The organism is Streptomyces sp. NPDC031064 (assembly GCF_055570965.1).
Window position 1 is genome coordinate 690,006 of record NZ_JBVIGF010000004.1, and the last position, 21,616, is coordinate 711,621.

Annotated in this window: 24 protein-coding genes; 19 read left to right on the forward strand and 5 right to left on the reverse strand. The window is 72.9% G+C overall.

From position 1 onward, the window contains the following. Nucleotides 1–135: 135 nt before the first annotated feature. Nucleotides 136–1,251: an alpha/beta hydrolase gene (locus ACZ46W_RS18580; RefSeq protein WP_468338653.1), complete on the forward strand. Its 1,116-nt coding sequence runs from the start codon at nucleotides 136–138 to the stop codon at nucleotides 1,249–1,251. Here the strand turns inward: ACZ46W_RS18580 and ACZ46W_RS18585 are convergent, their stop codons facing one another. After that, complete coding sequence (locus tag ACZ46W_RS18585; RefSeq protein WP_468338655.1) at nucleotides 1,252–2,394, reverse strand: ABC transporter ATP-binding protein; 1,143 nt, start codon at nucleotides 2,392–2,394, stop codon at nucleotides 1,252–1,254. 163 nt (nucleotides 2,395–2,557) lie between these two features. Between ACZ46W_RS18585 and ACZ46W_RS18590 the strand changes: the two genes are divergently transcribed. The 4 genes from ACZ46W_RS18590 to ACZ46W_RS18605 all read left to right on the forward strand — a co-directional run bounded on the left by ACZ46W_RS18590 (nucleotide 2,558) and on the right by ACZ46W_RS18605 (nucleotide 6,158). Continuing rightward, nucleotides 2,558–3,259: an ABC transporter permease gene (locus tag ACZ46W_RS18590; RefSeq protein ID WP_468338657.1), complete on the forward strand. Its 702-nt coding sequence runs from the start codon at nucleotides 2,558–2,560 to the stop codon at nucleotides 3,257–3,259. Between the two features lie 3 nt (nucleotides 3,260–3,262). Then, on the forward strand, nucleotides 3,263–3,940 hold the full coding sequence (locus tag ACZ46W_RS18595; protein WP_468338659.1) for an ABC transporter permease: 678 nt from the start codon (nucleotides 3,263–3,265) through the stop codon (nucleotides 3,938–3,940). A 54-nt stretch (nucleotides 3,941–3,994) separates the two neighbouring features. Continuing rightward, on the forward strand, nucleotides 3,995–4,975 hold the full coding sequence (locus ACZ46W_RS18600; RefSeq protein ID WP_468338661.1) for an ABC transporter substrate-binding protein: 981 nt from the start codon (nucleotides 3,995–3,997) through the stop codon (nucleotides 4,973–4,975). Between the two features lie 154 nt (nucleotides 4,976–5,129). Beyond that, entirely contained in the window at nucleotides 5,130–6,158 is a 1,029-nt protein-coding gene (locus tag ACZ46W_RS18605; RefSeq protein WP_468338663.1) for a hypothetical protein, read from the forward strand. Between the two features lie 14 nt (nucleotides 6,159–6,172). Here the strand turns inward: ACZ46W_RS18605 and ACZ46W_RS18610 are convergent, their stop codons facing one another. Then, a complete protein-coding gene (locus tag ACZ46W_RS18610) occupies nucleotides 6,173–7,315 on the reverse strand; it encodes an NADH-quinone oxidoreductase subunit D (RefSeq protein WP_468338665.1) in 1,143 nt (380 codons plus the stop codon). After that, nucleotides 7,312–8,550 carry an SAM-dependent methyltransferase gene (locus tag ACZ46W_RS18615; protein WP_468338667.1) on the reverse strand — a complete coding sequence of 413 codons (1,239 nt, stop codon included), beginning with the start codon at nucleotides 8,548–8,550 and terminating at the stop codon, nucleotides 7,312–7,314. Before ACZ46W_RS18615 ends, ACZ46W_RS18610 begins: the two co-directional genes overlap by 4 nt. Before the next feature lie 96 nt (nucleotides 8,551–8,646). Between ACZ46W_RS18615 and ACZ46W_RS18620 the strand changes: the two genes are divergently transcribed. From ACZ46W_RS18620 to ACZ46W_RS18630, 3 genes are read left to right on the forward strand one after another with little or no spacing between them, the layout of a single operon-like run. Beyond that, entirely contained in the window at nucleotides 8,647–9,849 is a 1,203-nt protein-coding gene (locus tag ACZ46W_RS18620) for a sensor histidine kinase (protein ID WP_468338669.1), read from the forward strand. Between the two features lie 23 nt (nucleotides 9,850–9,872). Next, nucleotides 9,873–10,547 carry a response regulator transcription factor gene (locus tag ACZ46W_RS18625; protein ID WP_468338671.1) on the forward strand — a complete coding sequence of 225 codons (675 nt, stop codon included), beginning with the start codon at nucleotides 9,873–9,875 and terminating at the stop codon, nucleotides 10,545–10,547. A 4-nt stretch (nucleotides 10,548–10,551) separates the two neighbouring features. Then, nucleotides 10,552–11,154, forward strand: coding sequence for an AAA family ATPase (locus ACZ46W_RS18630; RefSeq protein ID WP_468338674.1), 603 nt, complete (start codon nucleotides 10,552–10,554; stop codon nucleotides 11,152–11,154). A 277-nt stretch (nucleotides 11,155–11,431) separates the two neighbouring features. Here the strand turns inward: ACZ46W_RS18630 and ACZ46W_RS18635 are convergent, their stop codons facing one another. After that, the gene (locus tag ACZ46W_RS18635) at nucleotides 11,432–12,538 is read right to left on the reverse strand and encodes a DUF5937 family protein (protein WP_468338809.1); all 1,107 of its coding nucleotides are present in this window, start codon (nucleotides 12,536–12,538) and stop codon (nucleotides 11,432–11,434) included. A gap of 105 nt (nucleotides 12,539–12,643) precedes the next feature. On the opposite strand from ACZ46W_RS18635, the gene ACZ46W_RS18640 reads away from it, so the two are divergent. The 11 genes from ACZ46W_RS18640 (at nucleotide 12,644) to ACZ46W_RS18690 (ending at nucleotide 21,023) form a co-directional block, all read left to right on the forward strand. Beyond that, nucleotides 12,644–12,811, forward strand: coding sequence for a hypothetical protein (locus tag ACZ46W_RS18640; RefSeq protein WP_468338676.1), 168 nt, complete (start codon nucleotides 12,644–12,646; stop codon nucleotides 12,809–12,811). Between the two features lie 82 nt (nucleotides 12,812–12,893). Continuing rightward, a complete protein-coding gene (locus ACZ46W_RS18645; RefSeq protein ID WP_468338678.1) occupies nucleotides 12,894–13,844 on the forward strand; it encodes a Rossmann-like and DUF2520 domain-containing protein in 951 nt (316 codons plus the stop codon). Beyond that, complete coding sequence (panC, locus tag ACZ46W_RS18650) at nucleotides 13,841–14,854, forward strand: pantoate--beta-alanine ligase (RefSeq protein WP_468338680.1); 1,014 nt, start codon at nucleotides 13,841–13,843, stop codon at nucleotides 14,852–14,854. Before ACZ46W_RS18645 ends, panC begins: the two co-directional genes overlap by 4 nt. Continuing rightward, nucleotides 14,851–16,545: an L-aspartate oxidase gene (locus ACZ46W_RS18655; RefSeq protein ID WP_468338682.1), complete on the forward strand. Its 1,695-nt coding sequence runs from the start codon at nucleotides 14,851–14,853 to the stop codon at nucleotides 16,543–16,545. Before panC ends, ACZ46W_RS18655 begins: the two co-directional genes overlap by 4 nt. Nucleotides 16,546–16,547: 2 nt before the next feature. Next, nucleotides 16,548–17,558, forward strand: a complete 1,011-nt coding sequence (nadC, locus tag ACZ46W_RS18660) for a carboxylating nicotinate-nucleotide diphosphorylase (RefSeq protein ID WP_468338684.1) — start codon at nucleotides 16,548–16,550, stop codon at nucleotides 17,556–17,558. Continuing rightward, nucleotides 17,558–18,364 carry a type III pantothenate kinase gene (locus ACZ46W_RS18665; protein ID WP_468338686.1) on the forward strand — a complete coding sequence of 269 codons (807 nt, stop codon included), beginning with the start codon at nucleotides 17,558–17,560 and terminating at the stop codon, nucleotides 18,362–18,364. Before nadC ends, ACZ46W_RS18665 begins: the two co-directional genes overlap by 1 nt. Before the next feature lie 308 nt (nucleotides 18,365–18,672). Further along, entirely contained in the window at nucleotides 18,673–19,254 is a 582-nt protein-coding gene (locus ACZ46W_RS18670; protein ID WP_468338811.1) for a hypothetical protein, read from the forward strand. 13 nt (nucleotides 19,255–19,267) lie between these two features. Further along, nucleotides 19,268–19,456 carry a hypothetical protein gene (locus tag ACZ46W_RS18675; protein ID WP_468338688.1) on the forward strand — a complete coding sequence of 63 codons (189 nt, stop codon included), beginning with the start codon at nucleotides 19,268–19,270 and terminating at the stop codon, nucleotides 19,454–19,456. Nucleotides 19,457–19,558: 102 nt separating this feature from the next. Next, entirely contained in the window at nucleotides 19,559–19,987 is a 429-nt protein-coding gene (locus ACZ46W_RS18680; RefSeq protein ID WP_468338690.1) for a BlaI/MecI/CopY family transcriptional regulator, read from the forward strand. 9 nt (nucleotides 19,988–19,996) lie between these two features. Further along, entirely contained in the window at nucleotides 19,997–20,524 is a 528-nt protein-coding gene (locus tag ACZ46W_RS18685; protein WP_366128466.1) for an amino-acid N-acetyltransferase, read from the forward strand. Nucleotides 20,525–20,687: 163 nt separating this feature from the next. Further along, complete coding sequence (locus ACZ46W_RS18690; protein WP_468338692.1) at nucleotides 20,688–21,023, forward strand: histone-like nucleoid-structuring protein Lsr2; 336 nt, start codon at nucleotides 20,688–20,690, stop codon at nucleotides 21,021–21,023. On the opposite strand, the gene ACZ46W_RS18695 is transcribed toward ACZ46W_RS18690, so the two are convergent. Continuing rightward, the gene (locus ACZ46W_RS18695; protein WP_468338694.1) at nucleotides 21,002–21,568 is read right to left on the reverse strand and encodes an SCO3374 family protein; all 567 of its coding nucleotides are present in this window, start codon (nucleotides 21,566–21,568) and stop codon (nucleotides 21,002–21,004) included. The genes ACZ46W_RS18690 and ACZ46W_RS18695 overlap by 22 nt on opposite strands. Between the last annotated feature and the right edge of the window lie 48 nt (nucleotides 21,569–21,616).

Consider the following 21,616-nt stretch of genomic DNA (forward strand, 5'->3'; position numbering starts at 1 on the left):
GGCTCCGCAAAGATTCGTGTGTCCCTTCGGCCGGAACGTTCGGCCCGGACGATTTGCGCTCTCTAGGACGGGACCCGGGGGAGGCGGGTTCACTCACTCCCCGGAAAATCTCGACGAAGAAGGCTTGAACTCCTCATGGGTCTCACCAGCAACAAAGTCCTGGCGCTGGCCGCCCTGCTGGCCGTGGCACTGTTCGCCGTCACGGTGTGGCTGTGGCCACGGCTGGCGCGCGGCGGCTGGCGGCCGGTGCTCGGCAGGATCGGCCTGCTGCTGGCGACCCAGGTGGCGCTGTTCGCGTCCGTCGGTCTCGCCGCCAACAACTACTTCCTCTTCTACGGCTCCTGGGCCGACCTCTTCGGCCAGGAACAGGAGATGGGGGTGGTCGTCGACCACTCGGCGGGCAGCAAGGACATCAAGGTCGTCGGCAAGCAGAAGCTGGAGGGCGTGCCCGGTGGCGGCCGTCCGGCGGCGGGCGGGCAGATCCAGAAGGTCGTCATCGCCGGTGAGACCTCGAAGATCGACAGCCCGGCGTACGTCTACCTGCCGCCGGAGTACTTCCAGCCGGCGTACGCGAAGAAGACCTTCCCCGCCGCCGTCGTGCTGACCGGCTACCCGGGCACCGCCGAGAACCTGCTGAAGGGGCTGAAGTATCCGCGTACCGCCTTCGAGCAGGCCAAGGCCAAGAAGATGCAGCCGATGATCCTGGTGATGCTGCGGCCGACCGTGGCCCCGCCGCGCGACACGGAGTGCGTCGACGTCCCGGGCGGCCCGCAGACGGAGACCTTCTTCGCCAAGGACCTGCCCAAGGCGGTCTCCGAGACGTACCGCGTCGGCAAGTCGCCCCGGAACTGGGGGTTCATCGGCAACTCGACCGGCGGCTACTGCGCCCTGAAGATCGCGATGCACCACCCGGAGCGGTACGCGGCCGGCGCGGGCCTGTCGGCGTACTACAAGGCGGCCGAGGACATGACGACCGGCGACCTGTTCCACGGCGACCAGCACCAGCGCAACCGGGCGAACCTGCTGTGGAGCCTGGACAACCTGCCGCAGGGGCGGTCGTCCTTCCTCGTCACCACCTCCGCCAAGGGCGAGGGGAACCTCAAAGGGACCCAGTCCTTCATCAAGAAGGTGAAGTCGCCCGCGCGCGTCTCGTCGATCACCCTGGACAGCGGCGGGCACAACTTCAACACCTGGAACCGTGAGATCCCGCCGGCGCTGGTGTGGATGAGCGGCCGGCTCAGCGCGGCCTGATCAGCCGACCGTCTCCAGGTCCACGTCCGTACGGGGGATGTCCTGGGCGTCCGCGTCGATCGAGCGGCGCAGCGCCTCGTGGAGCCGGGCCGGGGTCAGCACCCCGAGGAAACGGCCCTTCTCCTCGCGGTCGATGACGGCGATCCAGCCCGCGTCGTGCTGGAGCATGGTCGCGAAGGCCTGCTTGAGCGAGGCGCCGACGGGCAGCCAGGCCTCCATGCGGCGGGCGTGCTCCCGTACGGTGCCGGAGTCCCGGGCGGCCCGGTCGGCGGCGATCCAGCCGTGCAGGTTGTCGTCGCCGTCCAGGACGACGGCCCAGCGCGAGCCGAGCTCCCGGGGCAGCGCGTCGTCAAGGTGGACGACCGGCGGCTGTTCGAGGTCGCCCACCTCGATGGGCGTGACCGACAGCCGCTTCAGGCCGCGGTCCGCGCCGACGAAGTCGGCGACGTACGGGGTGGCCGGGGCGCCCAGCACGGTGGCCGGCGCGTCGAACTGCTCGATCCTGCCCTGCCCGTAGACGGCGATGCGGTCGCCGAGCCGGACGGCCTCCTCGATGTCGTGGGTGACGAACAGGACCGTTTTGCGCACCGCCGACTGGAGCTTGAGGAACTCGCTCTGGAGGTGCTCGCGCACCACGGGGTCGACCGCGCCGAACGGCTCGTCCATCAGCAGGACGGGCGGGTCGGCGGCCAGGGCGCGGGCTACGCCGACGCGCTGGCGCTGGCCGCCGGAGAGCTGCTCGGGGTAGCGGTCGCCGTGGACGGACGGGTCGAGCCCGACGAGGTCGAGGAGTTCGGCGGCGCGGGCGCGTGCCGTGGCGCGTTTGACGCCGAGCAGGTGGGGGACGGTCGCGGTGTTCTCCAGGACCGTCTTGTGCGGGAAGAGCCCGACCTGCTGGATGACGTAGCCGATCCGGCGGCGGAGCTGGACGGGGTCGGTGTCCGCGATGTCCTGGCCGTCCACGAATATCCGGCCCTCGGTCGGCTCGATCAGCCGGTTCACCATCTTCATCGTGGTGGTCTTGCCGCAGCCCGACGGCCCGACGAGCGTGACCAGTTCGCCCTCGGCCACCTCGAACGACAGGTCGTCGACGGCGGTCGTGCCGTCCGCGTACCGCTTCGTGACGTGCTCGAATCGGATCATGGATCCCATTGTGGCCGCCGTCCGGCCCGTGGCGGCCGTCCGGTGTGTGAAGGCCGTGTTGCCAGGCTGTGGTGACGATCGGTGATTGTCAGCGGCGGGGGTTAGGGTCGTTGTCGGGTCGAACACCGGATCGGACGACGAGGCGGGGGAGGAGGTGGGGGCGGTGGCTGCTGCCGGCTGCCTGGCGGCCAACGAATGGATCTGCGGCGAGTATGTCCGCTCCCGCGCCGAGGAGTTGACCGATGCCACCGTCCAGCACGTGTGGATCACGGCCGTGTCGGTGCTGATCGGAGTGGCGGTGGCCTTCCCGCTGGCGCTGCTGGTACGCGCCCGGCCGGGGTTCGCGGCGCCGGTCCTCGGGCTGACGACCGTGCTGTACGCGATCCCCTCGCTGGCGATGTTCTCGCTGCTGCTGCCGTTCTTCGGCCTGTCGGCCGCCCTGGTGGTGACCGGCCTCGTGCTGTACTCGCTGACCATTCTCGTGCGGAACATCCTGGCCGGCCTGGCCGCGGTGCCCGAGGAGGCGCGGGAGGCGGCGCGCGGCATGGGGTACGGGCCGGGCCGACTGCTGTGGGAGGTCGAACTGCCGCTGGCGCTGCCCGCGGTGATGGCGGGCGTGCGGATGGCGACGGTGTCGACGGTCGCCCTGACGACGGTGGGCGCGTTGGTGGACTACGGCGGGCTGGGCACCCTCATCACGGCGGGGCTGAAGAGCTTCTTCAAGGCGCAGGTGCTGACCGCGTCCGTGCTGTGCGTGGTGCTCGCGGTCACCGCCGACCTGCTGCTCCTCGGGCTCCAGCGGCTGCTGACGCCGTGGACGCGGCCGGCCCGAATACCCGGCGCGGGCGTACGCGGGACGGGGTGAGCCATGGACGCGGTGACCGGTGCCTGGACGTGGCTGACGACCGGGGCCAACTGGCAGGGCGAGAGCGGGGTGTGGAACCGGCTGCTTGAGCACCTGTGGTTCAGCGGCGTGTGCCTGGCCCTCTCGTGCCTGATCGCCCTGCCGCTGGGGCTGTGGCTCGGGCACATCGGCCGGGGCGGCGCGCTGGCCGTCAACGTCTCGAACGTGGGGCGTGCGGTGCCCACGCTGGCGGTGCTGGTGCTGCTGACGATCACGCCGCTGGGCAAGCACGGCGACCTGCCGACGATCATCGCGCTGGTGCTGTTCGCCGTGCCGCCGCTGCTCACCAACGCGTACGTGGGGATGCGCCAGGTGGACCGGGCGGTGGTCGAGGCGGCGCGCGGCATGGGGATGTCGGGCGCCCAGGTGTTCCGCCGGGTGGAACTGCCCCTCGCCCACCCGATGGTGATGACGGGCCTGCGGTCGGCCACCGTGCAGGTGATCGCCACCGCGACGCTCGCCGCGATGGCGGGCGAGGGCGGGCTGGGCCGGATCATCACCGCCGGGTTCAACACCAACAACACCCCGCAGGTGGTCGCCGGGGCGCTGGTGGTCGGCGCGCTCGCCCTGCTGGCCGAGGGCCTGCTGGTGGTGGCGGGCCGGGCGCTCGACCCCATGCGGGCGACCCGGCGCGCGCACTGAACCGAAGCTGACCGAAGCCGAACGGCAAAGCGGCTGGACCGGACGGAGAACGTGATGAACAGGAACTCGCGCATGGCGGGTGCGGTACTGGGCGTGGTGGCCCTCACCGGCGGGCTGGCGGCGTGCGGCGGCGGCCGGAGCCTGGAGGAGCGGGGCGCGGCGGACGGCCCTTCGTCCGGTGGCGGCGGTAAGGGCACGCTGGTCGTCGGCTCGGCCGGCTTCACCGAGTCCAGCGTGCTGGCGGAGTTGTACGCACAGGTGCTGAAGGACGCCGGATACCGCACGTCCATCAAGACGGTGGAGAACCGCGAGCTGTACGAACCGGCCCTGGAGAAGGGTGACATCGACGTCGTACCGGAATACGCGGCTACGCTTGCGGAATTCCTGAACGCGAAGGTGAACGGTCCGAAGGCGGTCGAGGAGAAGCCGGTCGCCTCCAGCGATGTCGCCGCCACCGTAACGGCGCTGGAGAAGCTCGCCGGTCCGCGCGGGCTCAAGGTGCTCCCGGCGGGTGAGGCGGTCGATCAGAACGCCTTCGCCGTCACCAGGGAATTCGCCGAGAAGAACAAGCTCAAGACGCTTTCGGATCTCGGTGCTTCGAAGCTGAAGGTCACGATCGCGGCCGGTGACGAGTGCGAGATCCGGCCGTTCTGCGCGCCGGGGCTGAAGAAGACGTACGGGATCGATGTGGCGGGCATCGACCCCAAGGGCGTGGGCACGCCGCAGGCCAAGCAGGCCGTGAAGGACGGCGTCGACCAGCTCGTCCTCACCACGACGACCGACGCGACGCTGGACGCCTTCGGCCTGGTGCTGCTGGAGGACGACAAGAAGCTCCAGAACGCCGACAATGTGCTGCCGGTCGTCAATGCGAAGGACGCGGGTTCGGCGGAGATAGCCGCGGCTCTCAACAAGATCACCAAGGCGCTCACGACCGCGGATCTGGTCGAGTTGAACAGGAAGGTCGACGCCGAGCGGGCAAAGCCCGCGGACGTGGCGAAGGGTTACCTGGAGTCCAAGGGGCTGATCGAGAAGTAACCGGCGTGGGGAAGTCGGTGCGGGGAAGTCGGCGCGAAGGGAAGTCGGCGTGAAGGGGGCCCGGAAGTAGGTTCCCATGATGTTCGGATCACAGGGCCGAAACATTGCCGGGCCGACACCCCATACGACACCTACGCACGGTAAATTTCAGGCCATGCCACGTGGACGCCACCGCCATTCCCCACCCCTGCACAGGCTTCTGCCCCCTTCCGCGGTAGCCGGAGCGGCCGTTGTGTGCGCCGGCGGCGCCTGGCTCCTCGCGGATCCGCTGGTCCTGCGCCTGCTGACCGCCGCCGCTGCCGCCGCCGCCATCACCGGCTCGGTCCTGATGCGCAGTTGGGACCGCGCGGCCGGGCGCCGCGTCGCCGAACTGACCCGGGCGCGGGCCGGCGACCAGTGGCGCACCGAGGAGCGCATCGCGGAGCTGGAGAGCGACCTGGAAGAGTCCCGCGAGCTGCGCGCCAAGCTCGACGCCAAACTCCGCGCCAAGCGGGTCGAACTGGCCGCGCTGCGGGGCGAGCACGCCGAGCTGCTGCGGCGGTACGCCACCGCCGAGACGGAGCGCGCCAGTGCCCTGGAGGGCCGCCGGCAGCTCGCCCTGGAGGCGGCCGCCCCCACCCGGGCGCTGCCCGCCGCGAGCTCCACGCCCACCCCGGCCGCGTACCTCCAGGCCGCCAAGGCGCTGGAGAACCTCACGCGCAACGCCGCCGAGCAGGAGGCCAGGCGCACCACCGAGGAGGCCCGGCGCCGGGACCTGGCCGAGCGGGCGAGGGAAGCGGCGGCGGAGGCGGACGAGCCGCAGGGGAAGCACGCGGCGGCCGCCGAGCGGGAGCACGACCGCCCGTCGGCCGCCGCCCCTCCCGCTCACGCCCCCTCCGCTCACGCCCCTTCCGCTCACGGTGCCTCCGCGATGCGCCGGGTCCCGCCGGCCGCCGCCGTCGTGCCGTACACCGAACCGCGCCGCCCCGCGTCGCGCCTCCAGGGCGGGTTCGACTTCTTCGGCACGAAGAAGAACGTGCTGGAGTCCGTGCAGCACGAGGACCTGGCGGACGTCGTGGGTGAGGAGGCCCTCGCCGTACGGCGCCGGGAGGACCGCGCGGTCGGCAAGGTCATCGACCTGACCGCGCACGACGAGACCGAGCAGCTCGACGTGGTGGAGCTGCGGCGCGACGCGGTGTCCTGACCCGGCGGTCCCGACTACTTGTCGATGTCGCCGACGACGAAGAAGAACGACCCCAGGATCGCCACCATGTCCGCCACCAGCGTGCCCGGCAGCAGCTCGACCAGCGCCTGGATGTTGTTGTAGGACGCGGAGCGGAGCTTGAGGCGGTACGGGGTCTTGTCGCCCTTGGAGACCAGGTAGTAGCCGTTGAGCCCGAGCGGGTTCTCGGTCCAGGCGTACGTGTGGCCCTCCGGTGCCTTGAGGACCTTCGGCAGCCGCTGGTTGATCGGACCGGGCGGCAGCTCGGCGAGCCGGTCCAGGCAGGCGTCCGCGAGGTCCAGGGAGTTGTGCGTCTGCCCCAGCAGGCATTCGAAGCGGGCCAGGCAGTCGCCGTCGGAGCGGGTGACGACCTCCAGGGTGTCCTGGAGCTCCCCGTACGCCAGGTACGGCTCGTCGCGGCGCAGGTCGAAGTCGACGCCCGAGGCACGGGCGATGGGGCCGCTGACCCCGTACGCGTGCACGACCTCCGGCGAGAGCACGCCGACGCCGCGCGTGCGGCCGCGGAAGATCTCGTTGCCGAGGACGAGCCGGTCGTAGACGTCCATCCGCGAGCGGACCTCGGCGACCGCGTCCCGGGCCCGGCCGAGCCAGCCGGCCGGCAGGTCCTCCTTGAGCCCGCCGACCCGGTTGAACATGTAGTGCATCCGGCCGCCGGAGACCTCCTCCATGACGTGCTGGAGGTCCTCCCGCTCCCGGAAGGCGTGGAAGATCGGGGTGATACCGCCCAGTTCGAGGGGGTACGAGCCGAGGAACATCAGGTGGTTCAGGACCCGGTTCAGCTCGGCGAGCAGGGTGCGGGTCCAGACGGCCCGCTCCGGGACCTCCATGCCGAGCATCCGCTCGACGGCCATCACCACGCCCAGCTCGTTGGAGAACGCCGACAGCCAGTCGTGGCGGTTGGCCAGCATGATGATCTGGCGGTAGTCGCGCGCCTCGAAGAGCTTCTCCGCGCCGCGGTGCATATAGCCGACGACCGGCTCGGCATGCCGGATCACCTCGCCGTCCAGGACGAGGCGGAGGCGCAGCACGCCGTGCGTGGAGGGGTGCTGGGGCCCGATGTTCAGCACCATGTCGGTGCTTTCCGCGGCACCGCCGATGCCGACCGTGGTCTCCGTCATGCCGGACAGTATCCCTCGCCGGGCACCCGCTGGAGCAGCCAGGTGAAGTCCCCGAGCCCACCGCGCGCGGTCAGCTCGGCGGCCTCCCCGGCACGGGCCAGTGCCCGTACGTATCCGGCGGGGTCCGTCCGGGCCATGTCGAGGGGCGGCCGCCCCCCGCTCACCCCGAGCCGCCCGAGCGCCTGGCGCTGGGTGACCAGCTCGGTCCCGGCGGGCAGCCCACCCGCACGGCCACACCCGGCCGGGTCCGCGCCGGCGTCCCCCGCCGCCACGCCTGCGCGGGAAGGACCGGCGATGTCCCCGCGCGCCCCGCTGGGGCGCCCGTCCCCCGCCCGGCCGCCTGCCGCGGCGTCCGCGCCCCCCGCCGCCGCGCCCGCGGCCCGGCCGCCTGCCGCCGCCGCGCCCGCAGCCCGGCCGCCTGCCGCCGCCGGGCCTTCCCGTACCGCCGAGCCGCCCACCGCCGCCGCGCCCGCCGTCGCGCAGGCGTCCAGGGCCACGTGGGCCGTGATGTCGCACGTTCCGTCCGGGGCCGGGGGGACCTCGCGGCCGGCGCGGAAGCCGGTCAGGGTGCCGAACGGGGGCCGGGCGCCCGCCACGTGGGCGTAGTCCACCGCCACCGCCAGGCCGGCCGACAACGACGACACCGCCCCCGCCCACGCCTCGTCGCGGGGGCGGCCGATCTCGGCGCGCTCGCCCGGTTCCCGCAGCGGCCACCAGCGGGCCAGCCACGCCGCGTCCGCGCCCGCCACCGGGGCGCCCAGCCGCTCCGCGCCGTCGGGCGCCACCTCCACGTACCGGGGCGTGCCCGAGGCGTCCACCTGGGCCACGTCCACCGGGACGTTGTCCAGCCACTCGTTCGCGAACAGCAGCCCGCGCACCCCGGGCGGCGGCTCCGCCGACCACGTGACGCGCGGATCGAGCCCCTCGGGCCGGGCGGCGCGCTCGACGGCGTACGCCCGTACGCGCAGCCCGGCCGGGGCGGCCGCCAGTACCCCCGTCACCAGCTCGCCGCGCCCCGCGCCCAGGTCGACCACCGCGACGTCGTCCGTGCCCAGCTCGTCCGCCACCTCGGCGAGCAGCCGGGCCACCGCGCCCGCGAAGAGCGGCGAGGCGTGCACGGACGTGCGGAAGTGCCCCGCCGGCCCCTCGGGGCGCAGGTAGAAGCCGCCGGGCCCGTACAGCGCCGCTTCGGTGGCAGCGCGCCAACCACGCCATTGACACGTCTCATCATTCACGGGCCCCAGTCTCCACCTTGCGGAGTAGGGCCCGCTGACGTGGATGGGACCTCCGGTTGACCCCTGCACCTATCCGGCTTCCCTACGCTGGGTTACGTGCAGCGTCTCTATGACTTCATCCGCAGACACCCCACGGGCGTCGACAGTTTCTGGGCTGTGATGCTCCTCGGGTTCTCGTCGCTGTGGGTGGCCCAGGCCCCGGAGGGTGCCGAGCCCCGCCTCCTGGCGGCCGGGATCGTCCTGCTGCTCTGCCTCGCGCTCGCGCTGCGCCGCCGGGCGCCGGACAAGATGCTGCTGCTCGTCGCGGTCATCGGCGTCGCCCAGCTCGCCCTGGACATCGAGGTCAACCCGGCCGACTTCGCGATGCTCGTGGTCATCTACACCGTCGCCGCGCAGGGCGACGGGCCACGGTGGGCGTCCCGCCTCGCCCTCGTGGGCGGGGTGTGCGCGGCGCCGCTCGCGCAGGTGCGCTGGCCCGAGCCGAACATCTCGACCGCCGGCAAGGTCTTCTTCACGGTCGTGATGACCGTGCCGTTCGTCCTCGCCTGGGTGCTCGGCGACTCCATGCGCACCCGCCGCGCCTACTTCGCCCAGTTGGAGGAGCGCGCCACCCGCCTGGAGAAGGAGCGCGAGGCGCAGGCCAAGGTCGCCGTCGCCGCCGAGCGGGCCCGTATCGCCCGCGAGCTGCACGACGTCGTCGCCCACAACGTCTCCGTCATGGTGGTCCAGGCCGACGGGGCGGCGTACGTCCTCGACACCTCCCCCGACCAGGCGAAACAGGCCCTGGAGACGATCTCGACCACCGGCCGCCAGGCCCTCGCCGAGATGCGCCGGCTGCTCGGCATCCTCCGCACAGGCGAGCCCCAGGACTCCGAGGACTATGTCCCGCAGCCCGACGTCCAGCAGATCGAGGACCTCGTCGAACAGGTCCGCAACGCCGGTCTCACCGTCGACTTCAGGGTCGAGGGCACCCCGCGGCCGCTGCCCAGCGGCGTCGAGCTCACCGCGTACCGCATCGTCCAGGAGGCCCTGACCAACACCCGCAAGCACGGCGGCCCGGACGCCGGGGCGAGCGTGCGGCTGGTGTACTTCGACGACGGTCTGGGCCTGCTCGTCGAGGACGACGGGCGCGGCGCGGCCCACGAGCTGTACGAGGACGGCGGCGCCGACGGCCGGGGCCACGGCCTGATCGGCATGCGCGAGCGCGTCGGTATGGTCGGCGGCACCCTGGACGCCGGCCCGCGCCCGGGCGGCGGCTTCCGGATCAGCGCCCTGCTCCCCCTCAAGCCCGCCCACTGACCCCGTATCCCCGAAGGAATCCCATGTCCATCCGTGTGATGCTCGTCGACGACCAGATGCTGCTGCGCACCGGCTTCCGCATGGTGCTCGCCGCCCAGCCGGACATGGAGGTCGTGGCGGAGGCGGGCGACGGGGCCGAGGCCATCGACATCCTCCGCGCCACCGCCGTGGACGTGGTCCTGATGGACGTACGGATGCCCAGGCTGGACGGCGTCGAGGCGACCCGCCGCATCTGCGCGCGGCCGGACGCCCCCAAGGTCCTGATCCTCACCACCTTCGACCTGGACGAGTACGCGTTCTCGGGGCTGAAGGCGGGCGCCAGCGGCTTCATGCTCAAGGACGTGCCGCCCGGCGAGCTGCTCAGCGCGATCCGCTCGGTGCACAGCGGGGACGCGGTCGTCGCGCCCTCCACCACCCGGCGGCTGCTGGACCGCTTCTCCCCGATGCTCCCGGCCACCGGCAAGGAGCCGCGCGACAAGACGCTGGAGAAGCTGACCGAGCGGGAGCGCGAGGTGATGATGCTGGTCGCCCAGGGCCTGTCGAACGGTGAGATCGCGGCCCGGCTGGTGCTGTCCGAGGCCACGGTGAAGACCCATGTGGGCCGCATCCTCACCAAGCTGGCGCTGCGGGACCGTGTCCAGGTCGTCGTCCTCGCCTACGAGACGGGTCTGGTGCGGGCGGGCGGCGGGGGGCTGTGACCCGGTGCTGATCTGGATCAACGGTCCGTTCGGGGGCGGCAAGACGCAGACCGCGTACGAGCTGCGGCGGCGCCTGCCGGGCGCGGTCGTCTGCGATCCGGAGGAGGTCGGCTTCGGGCTGCACCGGATGACGCCCAAGGCGCTGAGGGGGGACTTCCAGGATTTCGCCGCGTGGCGGCAGGGCGTGTACGAGGTGCTCGACCTGACGCTGCGGCGGTACGAGGACGGGCCGGTCATCGCCCCGATGACGCTGACGGACCCCGGGTACTTCGACGAGGTCGTCGGCCGGCTGCGGGCGGCCGGCCACGACGTCCACCACGTCGCGCTGCTGGCCCGGCGGGAGACCGTGCTGCGCCGGCTGACCGAGCGCGGCCTGGGGCGCGGGCTGAAGCGGGAGAGCTTCGCGGTCCAGAAGCTCGACGAGTGCCTGGAGCGGCTGGACCGCCCCGCCTTCGCCGAGCACATCCGAACGGACCGGCTGACCGTCCCGGAGGTCGCCGACCGGGTCGCGGCCTCCCCCGGACTGCGGCTCGCCCCGAACACGGACGGCCCGCTGCGCCACCGGCTGCGGCGCGCCGGGGTGGGACTGCGCCACATCCGGCTCTGAACCGGGCGGCTAGGTCGTGTCCGGCGGATCATGCCTGGGCCGCGAGGCCTGGCACGCCCTGCCCCAGAGGGGGCGCCCCCAGCGGCGTTGTCGTCGGTCGCCGATGCCCCCCGTAGCCCTTCGGGCACGGGAGGTGCCCCCACCGCAGTGGCTCCCTCCTCCGCCTTGCATCTGCACGCTCCCCCCTCGGCTTCGCCTGGGGGGGGACCCCAGACCCCGCTCACCATCACCACAAGCGCACCCGACTCCGATGACGCCATGATCCGCCGGACACTCCCTAGCGCAGCACCGTCTCCAGGAAGTCGCTGCCGATCCGGGCCACCGCGGCCACGTCCAGTTGGTGCAGGACGTACCGGCCGCGCCGGCGGGTCGTGACCAGGGACGCCTTCTTCAGCACGGCCAGGTGGCGGGAGACCTCCGGCGGGGTGATGCCGTACGTCTCCGCCAGCTCCCCCGTCGTGTACGCGGCCCGGGCGAGCTGCCGGCACAGCCGCATCCGCATGGGGTGCGCCAGGGCGTCCATGCGGAGCTGGAGCAGCTCCACGGAGGCGGGGCTCGGCAGCTCGGGCGCGCCCACCGGGTAGTGGACGACGGGGCGCCAGCCCGGGGCGTGCAGGACCATCAGGTGGGGCCAGCCGTAGCTGGACGGCACGAACGACACCCCCGGGCCGGTGCCCGGGTCGGTGGCGGTGGTCCGCCCGTTCGCCAGCTTGTCCACCTCGACGCGCTGCTGGGCGCCGTCCTCGGAGAACCCCAGCGTCACCGCGGGCGACACGGCCCGGAGCGTCTCGGGCAGGCCCTTGCGGCGCAGCAGCTCCGTCTTGTGCCGGGCGTCGGCGGCGAGGGTGGGCGCCACCCGGCGCCAGGTGTCCGCGAAGAACGCCTGGTCGCAGTCCTCGAAGAGCCTGCGCAGCCAGGCGCGTACGCCGGCGGGGTCGGCGAGCAGGCGGCGCGTGAAGTCCAGCGGCCCCGGTCCCCGGTTGGCGGCCAGCTCCAGGGCCCGCTCGGCGCGTACGGGGCCGCCGACCGCGTACTGCGCGGAGCAGGTGAACTCCAGGGCGGCGGCGACGAACCGGTCGTCGTCCAGCCGGTCCAGCATGTCCAGCTCCTCGGCGAGCGTGGCGCCGGTGCGGCCGTCGCCGCCGCGGATGCCGGCGTACGGCATGAAGATGTCGGAGAAGGTGGTCGTCCAGAGGAAGTTCGCCTCGTGCAGCCGGTCGGCCAGGTCGGGCTTGAGCGCGGCGGCGGTGGCGGTCGCCCAGCCGTGCAGCCCCGGGTGGTGGCCCGGTTCGGACAGCGCGTGCAGCGCCACGCCCAGCTCGGCGAGGGGCGACGGCTCGAAGACGATCCGCTCGGGCGGCAGGCCGGTGATGTCGATGGTCACGCTCACGCCCCCATGGTGAGGGGTGCGGCGGCGGGCCTCGCGCCATTTGACGGGGCTCGTCAATCCACGGGGCGGCGCGGCGCGCGGGGGCGGAGGGTGGCGTACATGAACGCCATCGAGCAGCACATGATCGACGCCTACCGGGCGCTCCAGCGCGGCGAGGCGCCCCCGCCGCCGCCGGGCCGGGACGACCTGGCCGCCCTCCGCGCCGCCCGCGACCACCACCTCGGCGGCTCCCGGCCGAGGGAGGAGTCCACAGGCTGTGGACAGTGACGTAGCCGCGCGTAACGCTGGCGTAGCATGACGAGAAATCGTCCGGTACCCCTGGCGGACTGGAACGGAAGGCCGTCGACGCGTGAACGCACCCTCACAACCCCGCCCCGCCCGGCTCACCGTCGGTGTCGTCGGCGCCGGCCGGGTGGGCCCCGCCCTGGCCGCGTCCCTGCGGCTCGCCGGGCACCGCCCCGTCGCCGTCTCGGGCGTGTCCGACGCGTCCCGGCGCCGCGCCGCCGAGCTGCTGCCGGACGTCCCGCTCGTGCCGCCCGCCCAGGTCCTGGAGCGCGCCGACCTCGTCCTGCTCACCGTCCCCGACGACGCCCTGCCCGGCCTGGTCCAGGGCCTGGCCGACACCGGAGCCGTACGGCCGGGCCAGCTCCTGGTGCACACCTCCGGGCGGTACGGCACCGCCGTGCTCGACCCGGCCCGCCGCGCCGGGGCACTCCCGCTCGCCCTGCACCCCGCCATGACGTTCACCGGCACCAGCGTCGACGTCCAGCGGCTGGCCGGGTGCTCCTTCGGCGTCACCGCCCCCGACGAGCTGCGCCTGGCCGCCGAGGCCCTCGTCATCGAGATGGGCGGCGAGCCGGAGTGGATCGAGGAAGCGGCCCGCCCGCTCTACCACGCGGCCCTCGCCCTGGGCGCCAACCACCTGGTCACCCTCGTCGCCCAGTCCATGGAGCTGCTGCGCCAGGCCGGGGTCGCCGCACCCGACCGGATGCTCGGCCCGCTGCTGGGCGCCGCCCTCGACAACGCCCTGCGCTCCGGCGACGCCGCCCTCACCGGCCCCGTCGCGCGCGGTGACGCGGGCACGGTCGCCGCGCACGTGGCCGAGCTGCGCAAGCACGCGCCCGCCACCGTCGCCGGATACCTCGCCATGGCCCGTACGACCGCGGACCGCGCCCTCGCCCATGGCGTCCTCAAGCCCGAGCTCGCGGAGGACCTCCTCGGTGTCCTCGCGGACGGCTCGGCGTCAGCCGGCGACGGCCCGGCAGGAGCAGCAGGAGCTGAAGGAGACAGCGGCCGATGAGCCCCGACTTCGAACTGATCCCGACGCGCGACGAGCTGGAGTACGTCCTCGAACACTTCGCGCCCCGGGGCCGTACCGCCGTCGTCATGACCATGGGCGCCCTCCACGAGGGGCACGCCACCCTGGTGCGGGCCGCGCGCAAGCACGTCGGCAAGAAGGGGTACGTCCTGGTCACGGTCTTCGTGAACCCGCTCCAGTTCGGCGCGGGCGAGGACCTCGACCGCTACCCCCGCACCCTGGAGGCCGACCTCAAGACCGCCGAGCAGGCCGGCGCGAACGCGGTGTTCGCGCCGTCCGCCGACGAGGTCTACCCGGGCGGGGAGCCCCAGGTCCGGATCACGGCGGGCCCCATGGGGGAGCGGCTGGAGGGCGCCTCCCGCCCCGGCCACTTCGACGGCATGCTGACCGTCGTCGCCAAGCTGCTGCACCTGACCCGCCCCGACGTGGCGTTCTTCGGCCAGAAGGACGCCCAGCAGCTCGCCCTGATCCGCCGCATGGTCACCGATCTGAACTTCCCGGTCGAGATCGCCGGCGTACCGACCGTGCGCGAGCCCGACGGCCTGGCCCTCTCCAGCCGCAACCGCTACCTGTCGCCCCGTGAGCGCCGTACCGCCCTTGCCCTGTCCGCCGCGCTGTTCGCCGCCCGCGACCGGCTCGCCGCGCAGACCGCGCTGCTGGCCCGCGCCGAGACGCTGCCCGCCTCCGAGAGCCGCGCCGAGGCCCTGTCCCGGATCGGCGAGTCCCGCGCGGCCGCCGACGCCCACGCGGTCGCCGCGGCCGTCCCGGGCGGCGGCGCCCACGCGGTTCTGGCGGCCGCCCGCGCGGTACTCGACGAGGCGGCGAAGGCCGACCCGCCGCTGCGCCTGGACTACGTGGCGCTGGTGGACCCCGCCGACTTCACCGACGTCCCCGACGACCACACCGGCGAGGCGATCCTCGCCGTCGCCGCGAGGGTCGGCACCACGCGGCTGATCGACAACCTCCCCCTCACCTTCGGAGCCCCCGCATGACCGGCATACGCCTCCAGGCCCCCGCACCCGGCTGGGCGATCGACGCCGACGTCGTCGTGGTCGGCTCCGGCGTCGCGGGCCTGACCGCCGCACTGCGCTGCACGGCCGCCGGGCTGCGTACGGTCGTCGTCACCAAGGCCCGCCTGGACGACGGCTCCACCCGCTGGGCCCAGGGCGGCATCGCGGCGGCGCTCGGCGAGGGCGACACCCCCGAGCAGCACCTCGACGACACGCTCGTCGCGGGCGCGGGCCTGTGCGACGAGGAAGCCGTACGCCTGCTGGTCACCGAGGGCCCCGGCGCCGTACGCCGCCTGATCGCCACCGGCGCCCGCTTCGACACCGACGACGCCGGCGCCATCGAGCTCACCCGCGAGGGCGGCCACCACCGCCGCCGCATCGCGCACGCGGGCGGCGACGCGACCGGCGCGGAGATCTCCCGGGCGCTCGTCGAGGCCGTGCGCGACCGCGCCGTGCGCACCATCGAGAACGCGCTCGTCCTGGACCTGCTGACGGACGCGGACGGCCGCACGGCGGGCGTCACCCTGCACGTCATGGGCGAGGGCCAGCACGACGGCGTCGGCGCCGTCCACGCGCCCGCCGTCGTCCTCGCCACCGGCGGCATGGGCCAGGTCTTCTCCGCCACCACCAACCCGGCCGTCTCCACCGGCGACGGCGTCGCGCTGGCGCTGCGGGCCGGCGCCGAGGTCAGCGACCTGGAGTTCGTCCAGTTCCACCCGACGGTGCTCTTCCTCGGCCCGGACGCCGAGGGCCAGCAGCCGCTGGTGTCGGAGGCGGTACGGGGAGAGGGCGCCCACCTCGTCGACGCGGACGGCGTCCGGTTCATGGTCGGGCAGCACGAGCTGGCCGAGCTCGCCCCGCGCGACATCGTCGCCAAGGGCATCATGCGCCGCATGCGCGAGCAGGGCGCCCGGCACATGTACCTGGACGCCCGGCACTTCGGCGCGCAGATGTGGGCCTCGCGCTTCCCCACGATCCTCGCCGCGTGCCGCGCCCACGGCATCGACCCGGTGACCGAGCCGATCCCGGTCGCCCCGGCGGCCCACTACGCCTCCGGCGGCGTCCGCACCGACCTGTACGGCCGCACGACGGTGCCCGGGCTGTACGCGTGCGGGGAGGTCGCCTGCACGGGCGTCCACGGCGCCAACCGGCTCGCGTCGAACTCCCTCCTGGAGGGCCTGGTCTTCGCCGAGCGCATCGCGGACGACATCGCGGCCTCCCGGGCACGTGCGGGCGCGCCCGTGCCGCACCCGGCGCCCCGGGTCCTGCCGCTGCTGGACCCCGACGCCCGCAGCCGCATCCAGCACGTCATGACGCACGGCGCCGGTGTGCTGCGCTCCGCCGCCAGCCTCGCGGAGGCGGCCGACGCGCTGGACGCCGTGCACGCCGAGGCGCTGAACGGCGGCCCGGACGGCAGCAAGGCCGCAGAGCCGGGCGTGGAGTCCTGGGAGACCACCAACCTGCTGTGCGTGGCCCGCGTCCTGGTCGCCGCCGCCCGCCGCCGCGAGGAGACCCGGGGCTGCCACTGGCGCGAGGACCGCCCCGACCGCGACGACACCTCCTGGCGCCGCCACCTGGTGGTGCGCCTGGCCCCGGACCGGACCCTGGACGTCCGCCCCACCGACACCCAAGACTTCCCCCCGACCGACGCCGACGCCCCCAGGGAGCCGTAACCGTGAGCACGCCCGAAGAACGCCCGCAGCCCGTGGACGTACCCCTGATCAACATCGGTGCCGCCCCCCAGGGATGCGGCGACGGATGCGGGTGCGGCGGCGACGACGAGGTGTACGAGTGCGGCCTCGACCCCGCGCTCGCCGCGCTCCTGGTGAACGCCGGCCTCGACCCCGTACTCGTCGAGGACGTGGCGTACCGCGCGATCGAGGAGGACCTGGACGGCGGCGAGGACGTGACGAGCGTCGCGACCATCCCCGAGGACGCCGTCGCCACCGGTGACTTCACCGCGCGCGAGGCGGGGGTCGTCGCCGGCATCCACGTCGCCGAGGCGGTCCTGTCGGTCGTCTGCACGGAGGAGTTCGCGGTCGAGCGGCACGTCGAGGACGGCGACCGGGTCGAGCCCGGCCAGCAACTGCTGTCGGTCACCACCCGCACCCGCGACCTGCTCACCGGCGAGCGCAGCGCGCTGAACATCATGTGCCGCCTGTCGGGCATCGCCACCGCCACGCGCGCGTGGGCGGACGCCCTGGAGGGGTACAAGGCGAAGGTCCGCGACACCCGCAAGACCACTCCGGGGCTGCGCGCCCTGGAGAAGTACGCGGTGCGCTGCGGCGGCGGCGTCAACCACCGCATGTCGCTGTCCGACGCGGCCCTCGTCAAGGACAACCACGTGGTGGCGGCCGGTGGGGTGGCGGCGGCCTTCAAGGCCGTACGGGAGCGGTTCCCCGACCTGCCGATCGAGGTGGAGGTCGACACCCTCCACCAGGTCCGCGAGGTCCTGGAGGCGGGCGCCGACCTGATCCTGCTGGACAACTTCACGCCGGCCGAGACGGAGGAGGCCGTCACCATCGTCGCGGGCCGCGCGATGCTGGAGTCGTCCGGCCGCCTGACCCTGGAGAACGCCGCGGCGTACGCCGCGACCGGCGTCGACTACCTGGCGGTGGGCGCCCTGACCCACTCCTCCCCGATCCTCGACATCGGCCTCGACCTGCGAGAGGCGGACCAGGGCTGATGCTGCTCACGATCGACGCGGGCAACACCCACACCGTCCTGGGCCTGTTCGACGGCGCGGAGATCGTCGAGCACTGGCGGATCTCCACCGACGCCCGCCGCACCGCCGACGAGCTCGCCGTGCTCCTCCAGGGCCTGATGGGCATGCACCCGCTGCTGGGCGACGAGCTGGGCGACGGCATCGAGGGCATCGCCATCTGCTCGACCGTCCCGTCCGTGCTCCACGAGCTGCGGGAGGTCACGCGGCGGTACTACGGCGACGTCCCGGCCGTGCTCGTCGAGCCCGGCATCAAGACCGGTGTACCGATCCTGACCGACAACCCCAAGGAGGTCGGCGCGGACCGCATCGTCAACGCGGTCGCCGCCAACGAGCTGTACGGCGGCCCGGCGATCGTCGTCGACTTCGGTACGGCGACGACGTTCGACCCGATCAGCGCGCGCGGCGAGTACATCGGCGGCGTGATCGCCCCGGGCATCGAGATCTCGGTCGAGGCGCTCGGCGTCAAGGGCGCCCAGCTCCGCAAGATCGAGCTGGCCCGCCCGCGCAGCGTGATCGGCAAGAACACGGTCGAGGCCATGCAGGCGGGCATCGTGTACGGCTTCGCGGGCCAGGTCGACGGCATCGTCAGCCGCATGAAACGCGAACTCGCCGGCCGCGACGGCGACCCCTCGGACGTCACCGTCATCGCGACGGGCGGCCTGGCCCCGATGGTCCTCGGCGAAGCCACCGAAATCGACGAACACGAGCCCTGGCTGACGCTGATCGGCCTCCGCCTGGTCTACGAACGCAACGTCGCCCGCATGTAGCCCCGCCGGGCGGTGCCCGCCCCCCCGTTGTGGGCGATCGCCTCGCCCACTTCCGTTGTGGGCAGTCGTCCCGCAGGGCGGGACGGGTGGGCACAACGGACCGGGGCGGTGCCTGTTCCCGGTGACCACGGGTGCGGTGCCCGTTCCCGGTGACCACGGGTGCGGGGAGGTGGGGCGGGCGGCCACCGCCGGTGGGTGGGTGCGGACCGCTACGGGGTCAACGCGCCCGAGAGGCCCCGGTAAGCGAAGTTTGTCCGATTAGCACGTATCGTCGGGCCATGCCCACGCCATACGGATCCCGCGGCGGCCTGGCGTTCGGCGCAGACGAGCTGCGTGTGCTCCGACGCGCCCTCGCCCACGCCCTCCACCCCACCCCCCTCGACGACGAAGACGTGCAGGACTGCCTGCGACTCGCCGGTTCCGTGGACGAGGCGGTCCGCGAGGCCGGCCGGATGCGGGCCTTCCTCCTCGCCGACCTCGCCCGCTACCGCGACGCGCTGCCCGGTTCGGCGGCCGGGTACCTGGAGCTGCTCCAGGACGCCCTCGCCGCCGGCTACGACCCCCGCCCCGAGGACCTCGCCGCGCTGCGGACCCTGCGCGGTACGCCCGTCGGCGCGGCCCTGCTGGTGCGGTGCCAGACGCTGGCCGAGCACTCGGTCCGGGCCCGCCTGGCCGGACGGCACGTCACGCCCGGCCCGCGCACCCGGCTGCTCGCCCTGCCGGGCGGCCGCAAGGGGGAGGGGGAGGGCGAGCCGAAGCCCCGGCCCGCGCCGCCGAAGCCCAGCCCGGCTCCACCGCCGGCCGACCGCCCGGTGCCCAAACCGTCCGAGGTGTTCCCGCCCCGTCGCCGCCCCGCCCGGCCCCCTTCGGAGGAGCGGGCCGTCGGCTAGCTACCCTGGAGTCATGGAATACGTATCCGCGCTCCTGCCCCCCGTGGTGATGGCCGCCTTCTTCATCGGCCTCGTCGTGACGATCGTCAAGAGCCAGGGCGGCCCCAACAAGGCCAAGGAGGACGCGGCCGTGGACGCGGCGCTCGCCCGCGCCGAGGCCGCCCGGCAGGCGGACGGGACCGCGAGGGCCGGCCAGGCCTGACCCGGCGGCACCCACGCCGAGGGCGTACGACCACCGTTGTCGTACGCCCTTTTTGGTACGTCAATAGCCAGTTATTCCGACATCTCCCACTATGGTGGCAGTGTGCCCCGTCAATTGGGAGAGCTCGAAGACGCCGTCATGACACGCGTCTGGCAATGGAACCGGCCCGTCACCGTCCGGGAAGTCCTGGAGGATCTCCAGCAGGAACGGTCCATCGCCTACACCACCGTCATGACCGTAATGGACAATCTCCATCAGAAGGGCTGGGTGCGCAGGGAAGTCTCGGGCCGCGCCTATCGATATACGGCGGTCTCCACCCGTGCCGCCTACTCGGCCGCACTGATGAACGAAGCCTGGTCGAAGAGCGACAACCCCGCCGCCGCGCTCGTCGCCTTCTTCGGCATGATGTCGCCGGAGCAACGCGAGGCACTGAACGACGCCGTCCGCATCGTGCAGCGCGACAACCCCGAAGACCCCGAAGAGCCCGAAGAGGGCCGGGGCGCCGAGGGTGAGACGGGCGGCGAGCGATAGCGTCCAGCCATGTCGTCCTCCTCTCCCGCCGCGAAAGCGGTGACCGTCCGCCGGGCCCGGACCAGTGATGTGCAGGCGGTTCGCCGACTCGTCGATCCGTACGTCACCGAAGGCATCCTGCTCGACAAAGCGACCGTGACGCTTTACGAGGACATCCAGGAGTTCTGGGTCGCGGAACGCGACGAGGACGGCACCGTCGTCGGCTGCGGCGCACTCCATGTGATGTGGGAAGACCTCGCGGAAGTGCGTACTCTCGCCGTCGACCCCCGCTTCAAGGGCGCCGGGATCGGGCATCAAGTGCTGGGCAAGTTGCTGGACACCGCCCGCTGGCTCGGGGTGCGCCGGGTATTCTGCCTCACCTTCGAAGTGGACTTCTTCTCGAAGCACGGCTTCGTCGAGATCGGTGAGACCCCGGTCGCCGGAGATGTCTACGCCGAGCTCCTCCGTTCCTATGACGAGGGCATCGCCGAGTTCCTCGGTCTCGAACGAGTGAAGCCGAACACCTTGGGCAACAGCCGGATGCTTCTGCACCTGTGATCTGTCGATCCGGGGCGGCGAACGCGATCCCGGGCGATCCCTATGTCCGAATCGCGCACGTTTCCCGCGTTCTCGAGGATCTGAACCTCTCCCAGGGGTTTGTGTTTTCCAGGGAAAAGCGGTTTCCTTTCCGCGTACTGCATTTTCGATGAAAGGAAATCCGGTGGCACAGAAGGTTCAGGTCCTTCTTGTCGACGACCTCGACGGTGGCGAGGCGGACGAGACGGTGACGTTCGCTCTGGACGGCAAGACCTACGAGATCGACCTCACCACCGCCAATGCGGACAAGCTCCGTAGCCTGCTCGAGCCGTACACGAAGAGCGGCCGTCGTACCGGTGGCCGCGCTTCCACCGGCCGCGGCAAGGGCCGGGCCGCCACGGGTGGCAGCCCCGACACCGCCAAGATTCGCGCTTGGGCCAAGGAGAATGGCTACAACGTGAACGACCGCGGCCGTGTGCCCGCCGATATCAAGCAGGCTTACGAGGACGCCAACCGCTGAGTGCGGCCCGCACCCAGCAATCGGACCCGGTGACATTCCGATGCCGCCGCGTCCACGAGTCGTACGAGACAGGGGGCGCCGACTCCGCCCCCTACGGCCGACATGGCCGGAAGCGTCGGCTCCACTTCGCGCCCGGGTTCGGGGGGGCGCAGCCACGAGGCGGCGCCGGGTGAGCCGGATCCGCTCCATCCTGGGGGAATCGGAGCGGTCATCCGGTCACCGGCGCCCAGGGCGACGAGGTCGAGGGCGATCCCGCCCCACTCCAGCCAGTCGAGCAGCCCCGGCAGCTCCTCCGCGGCGCCCGCGGCCACCAGCAGCCGCATCCTCGGCCCCGCCAGGGCGGCCGGCCACCGGCCCCCGAGCCGCCGCAGCACGGCGAACCCCGCGGCGGCCGGCAGCTCCAGGACGTCGAAGCGCAGTCCGGTGAGCAGCTCCACGCCGTCCCCCCGGGCCGTGGCCCAGCCGAGCTCGTGCTCGTACCACCACGCGACCCCCTCACGGTTGAACGGTGAACGGGGCAGCGGGAGGGGAGCGGTGAAGGCCATGTCCGGGGAACTCGTACGGCGGCCGTCAGGTTACGGACCGCGTCCGGC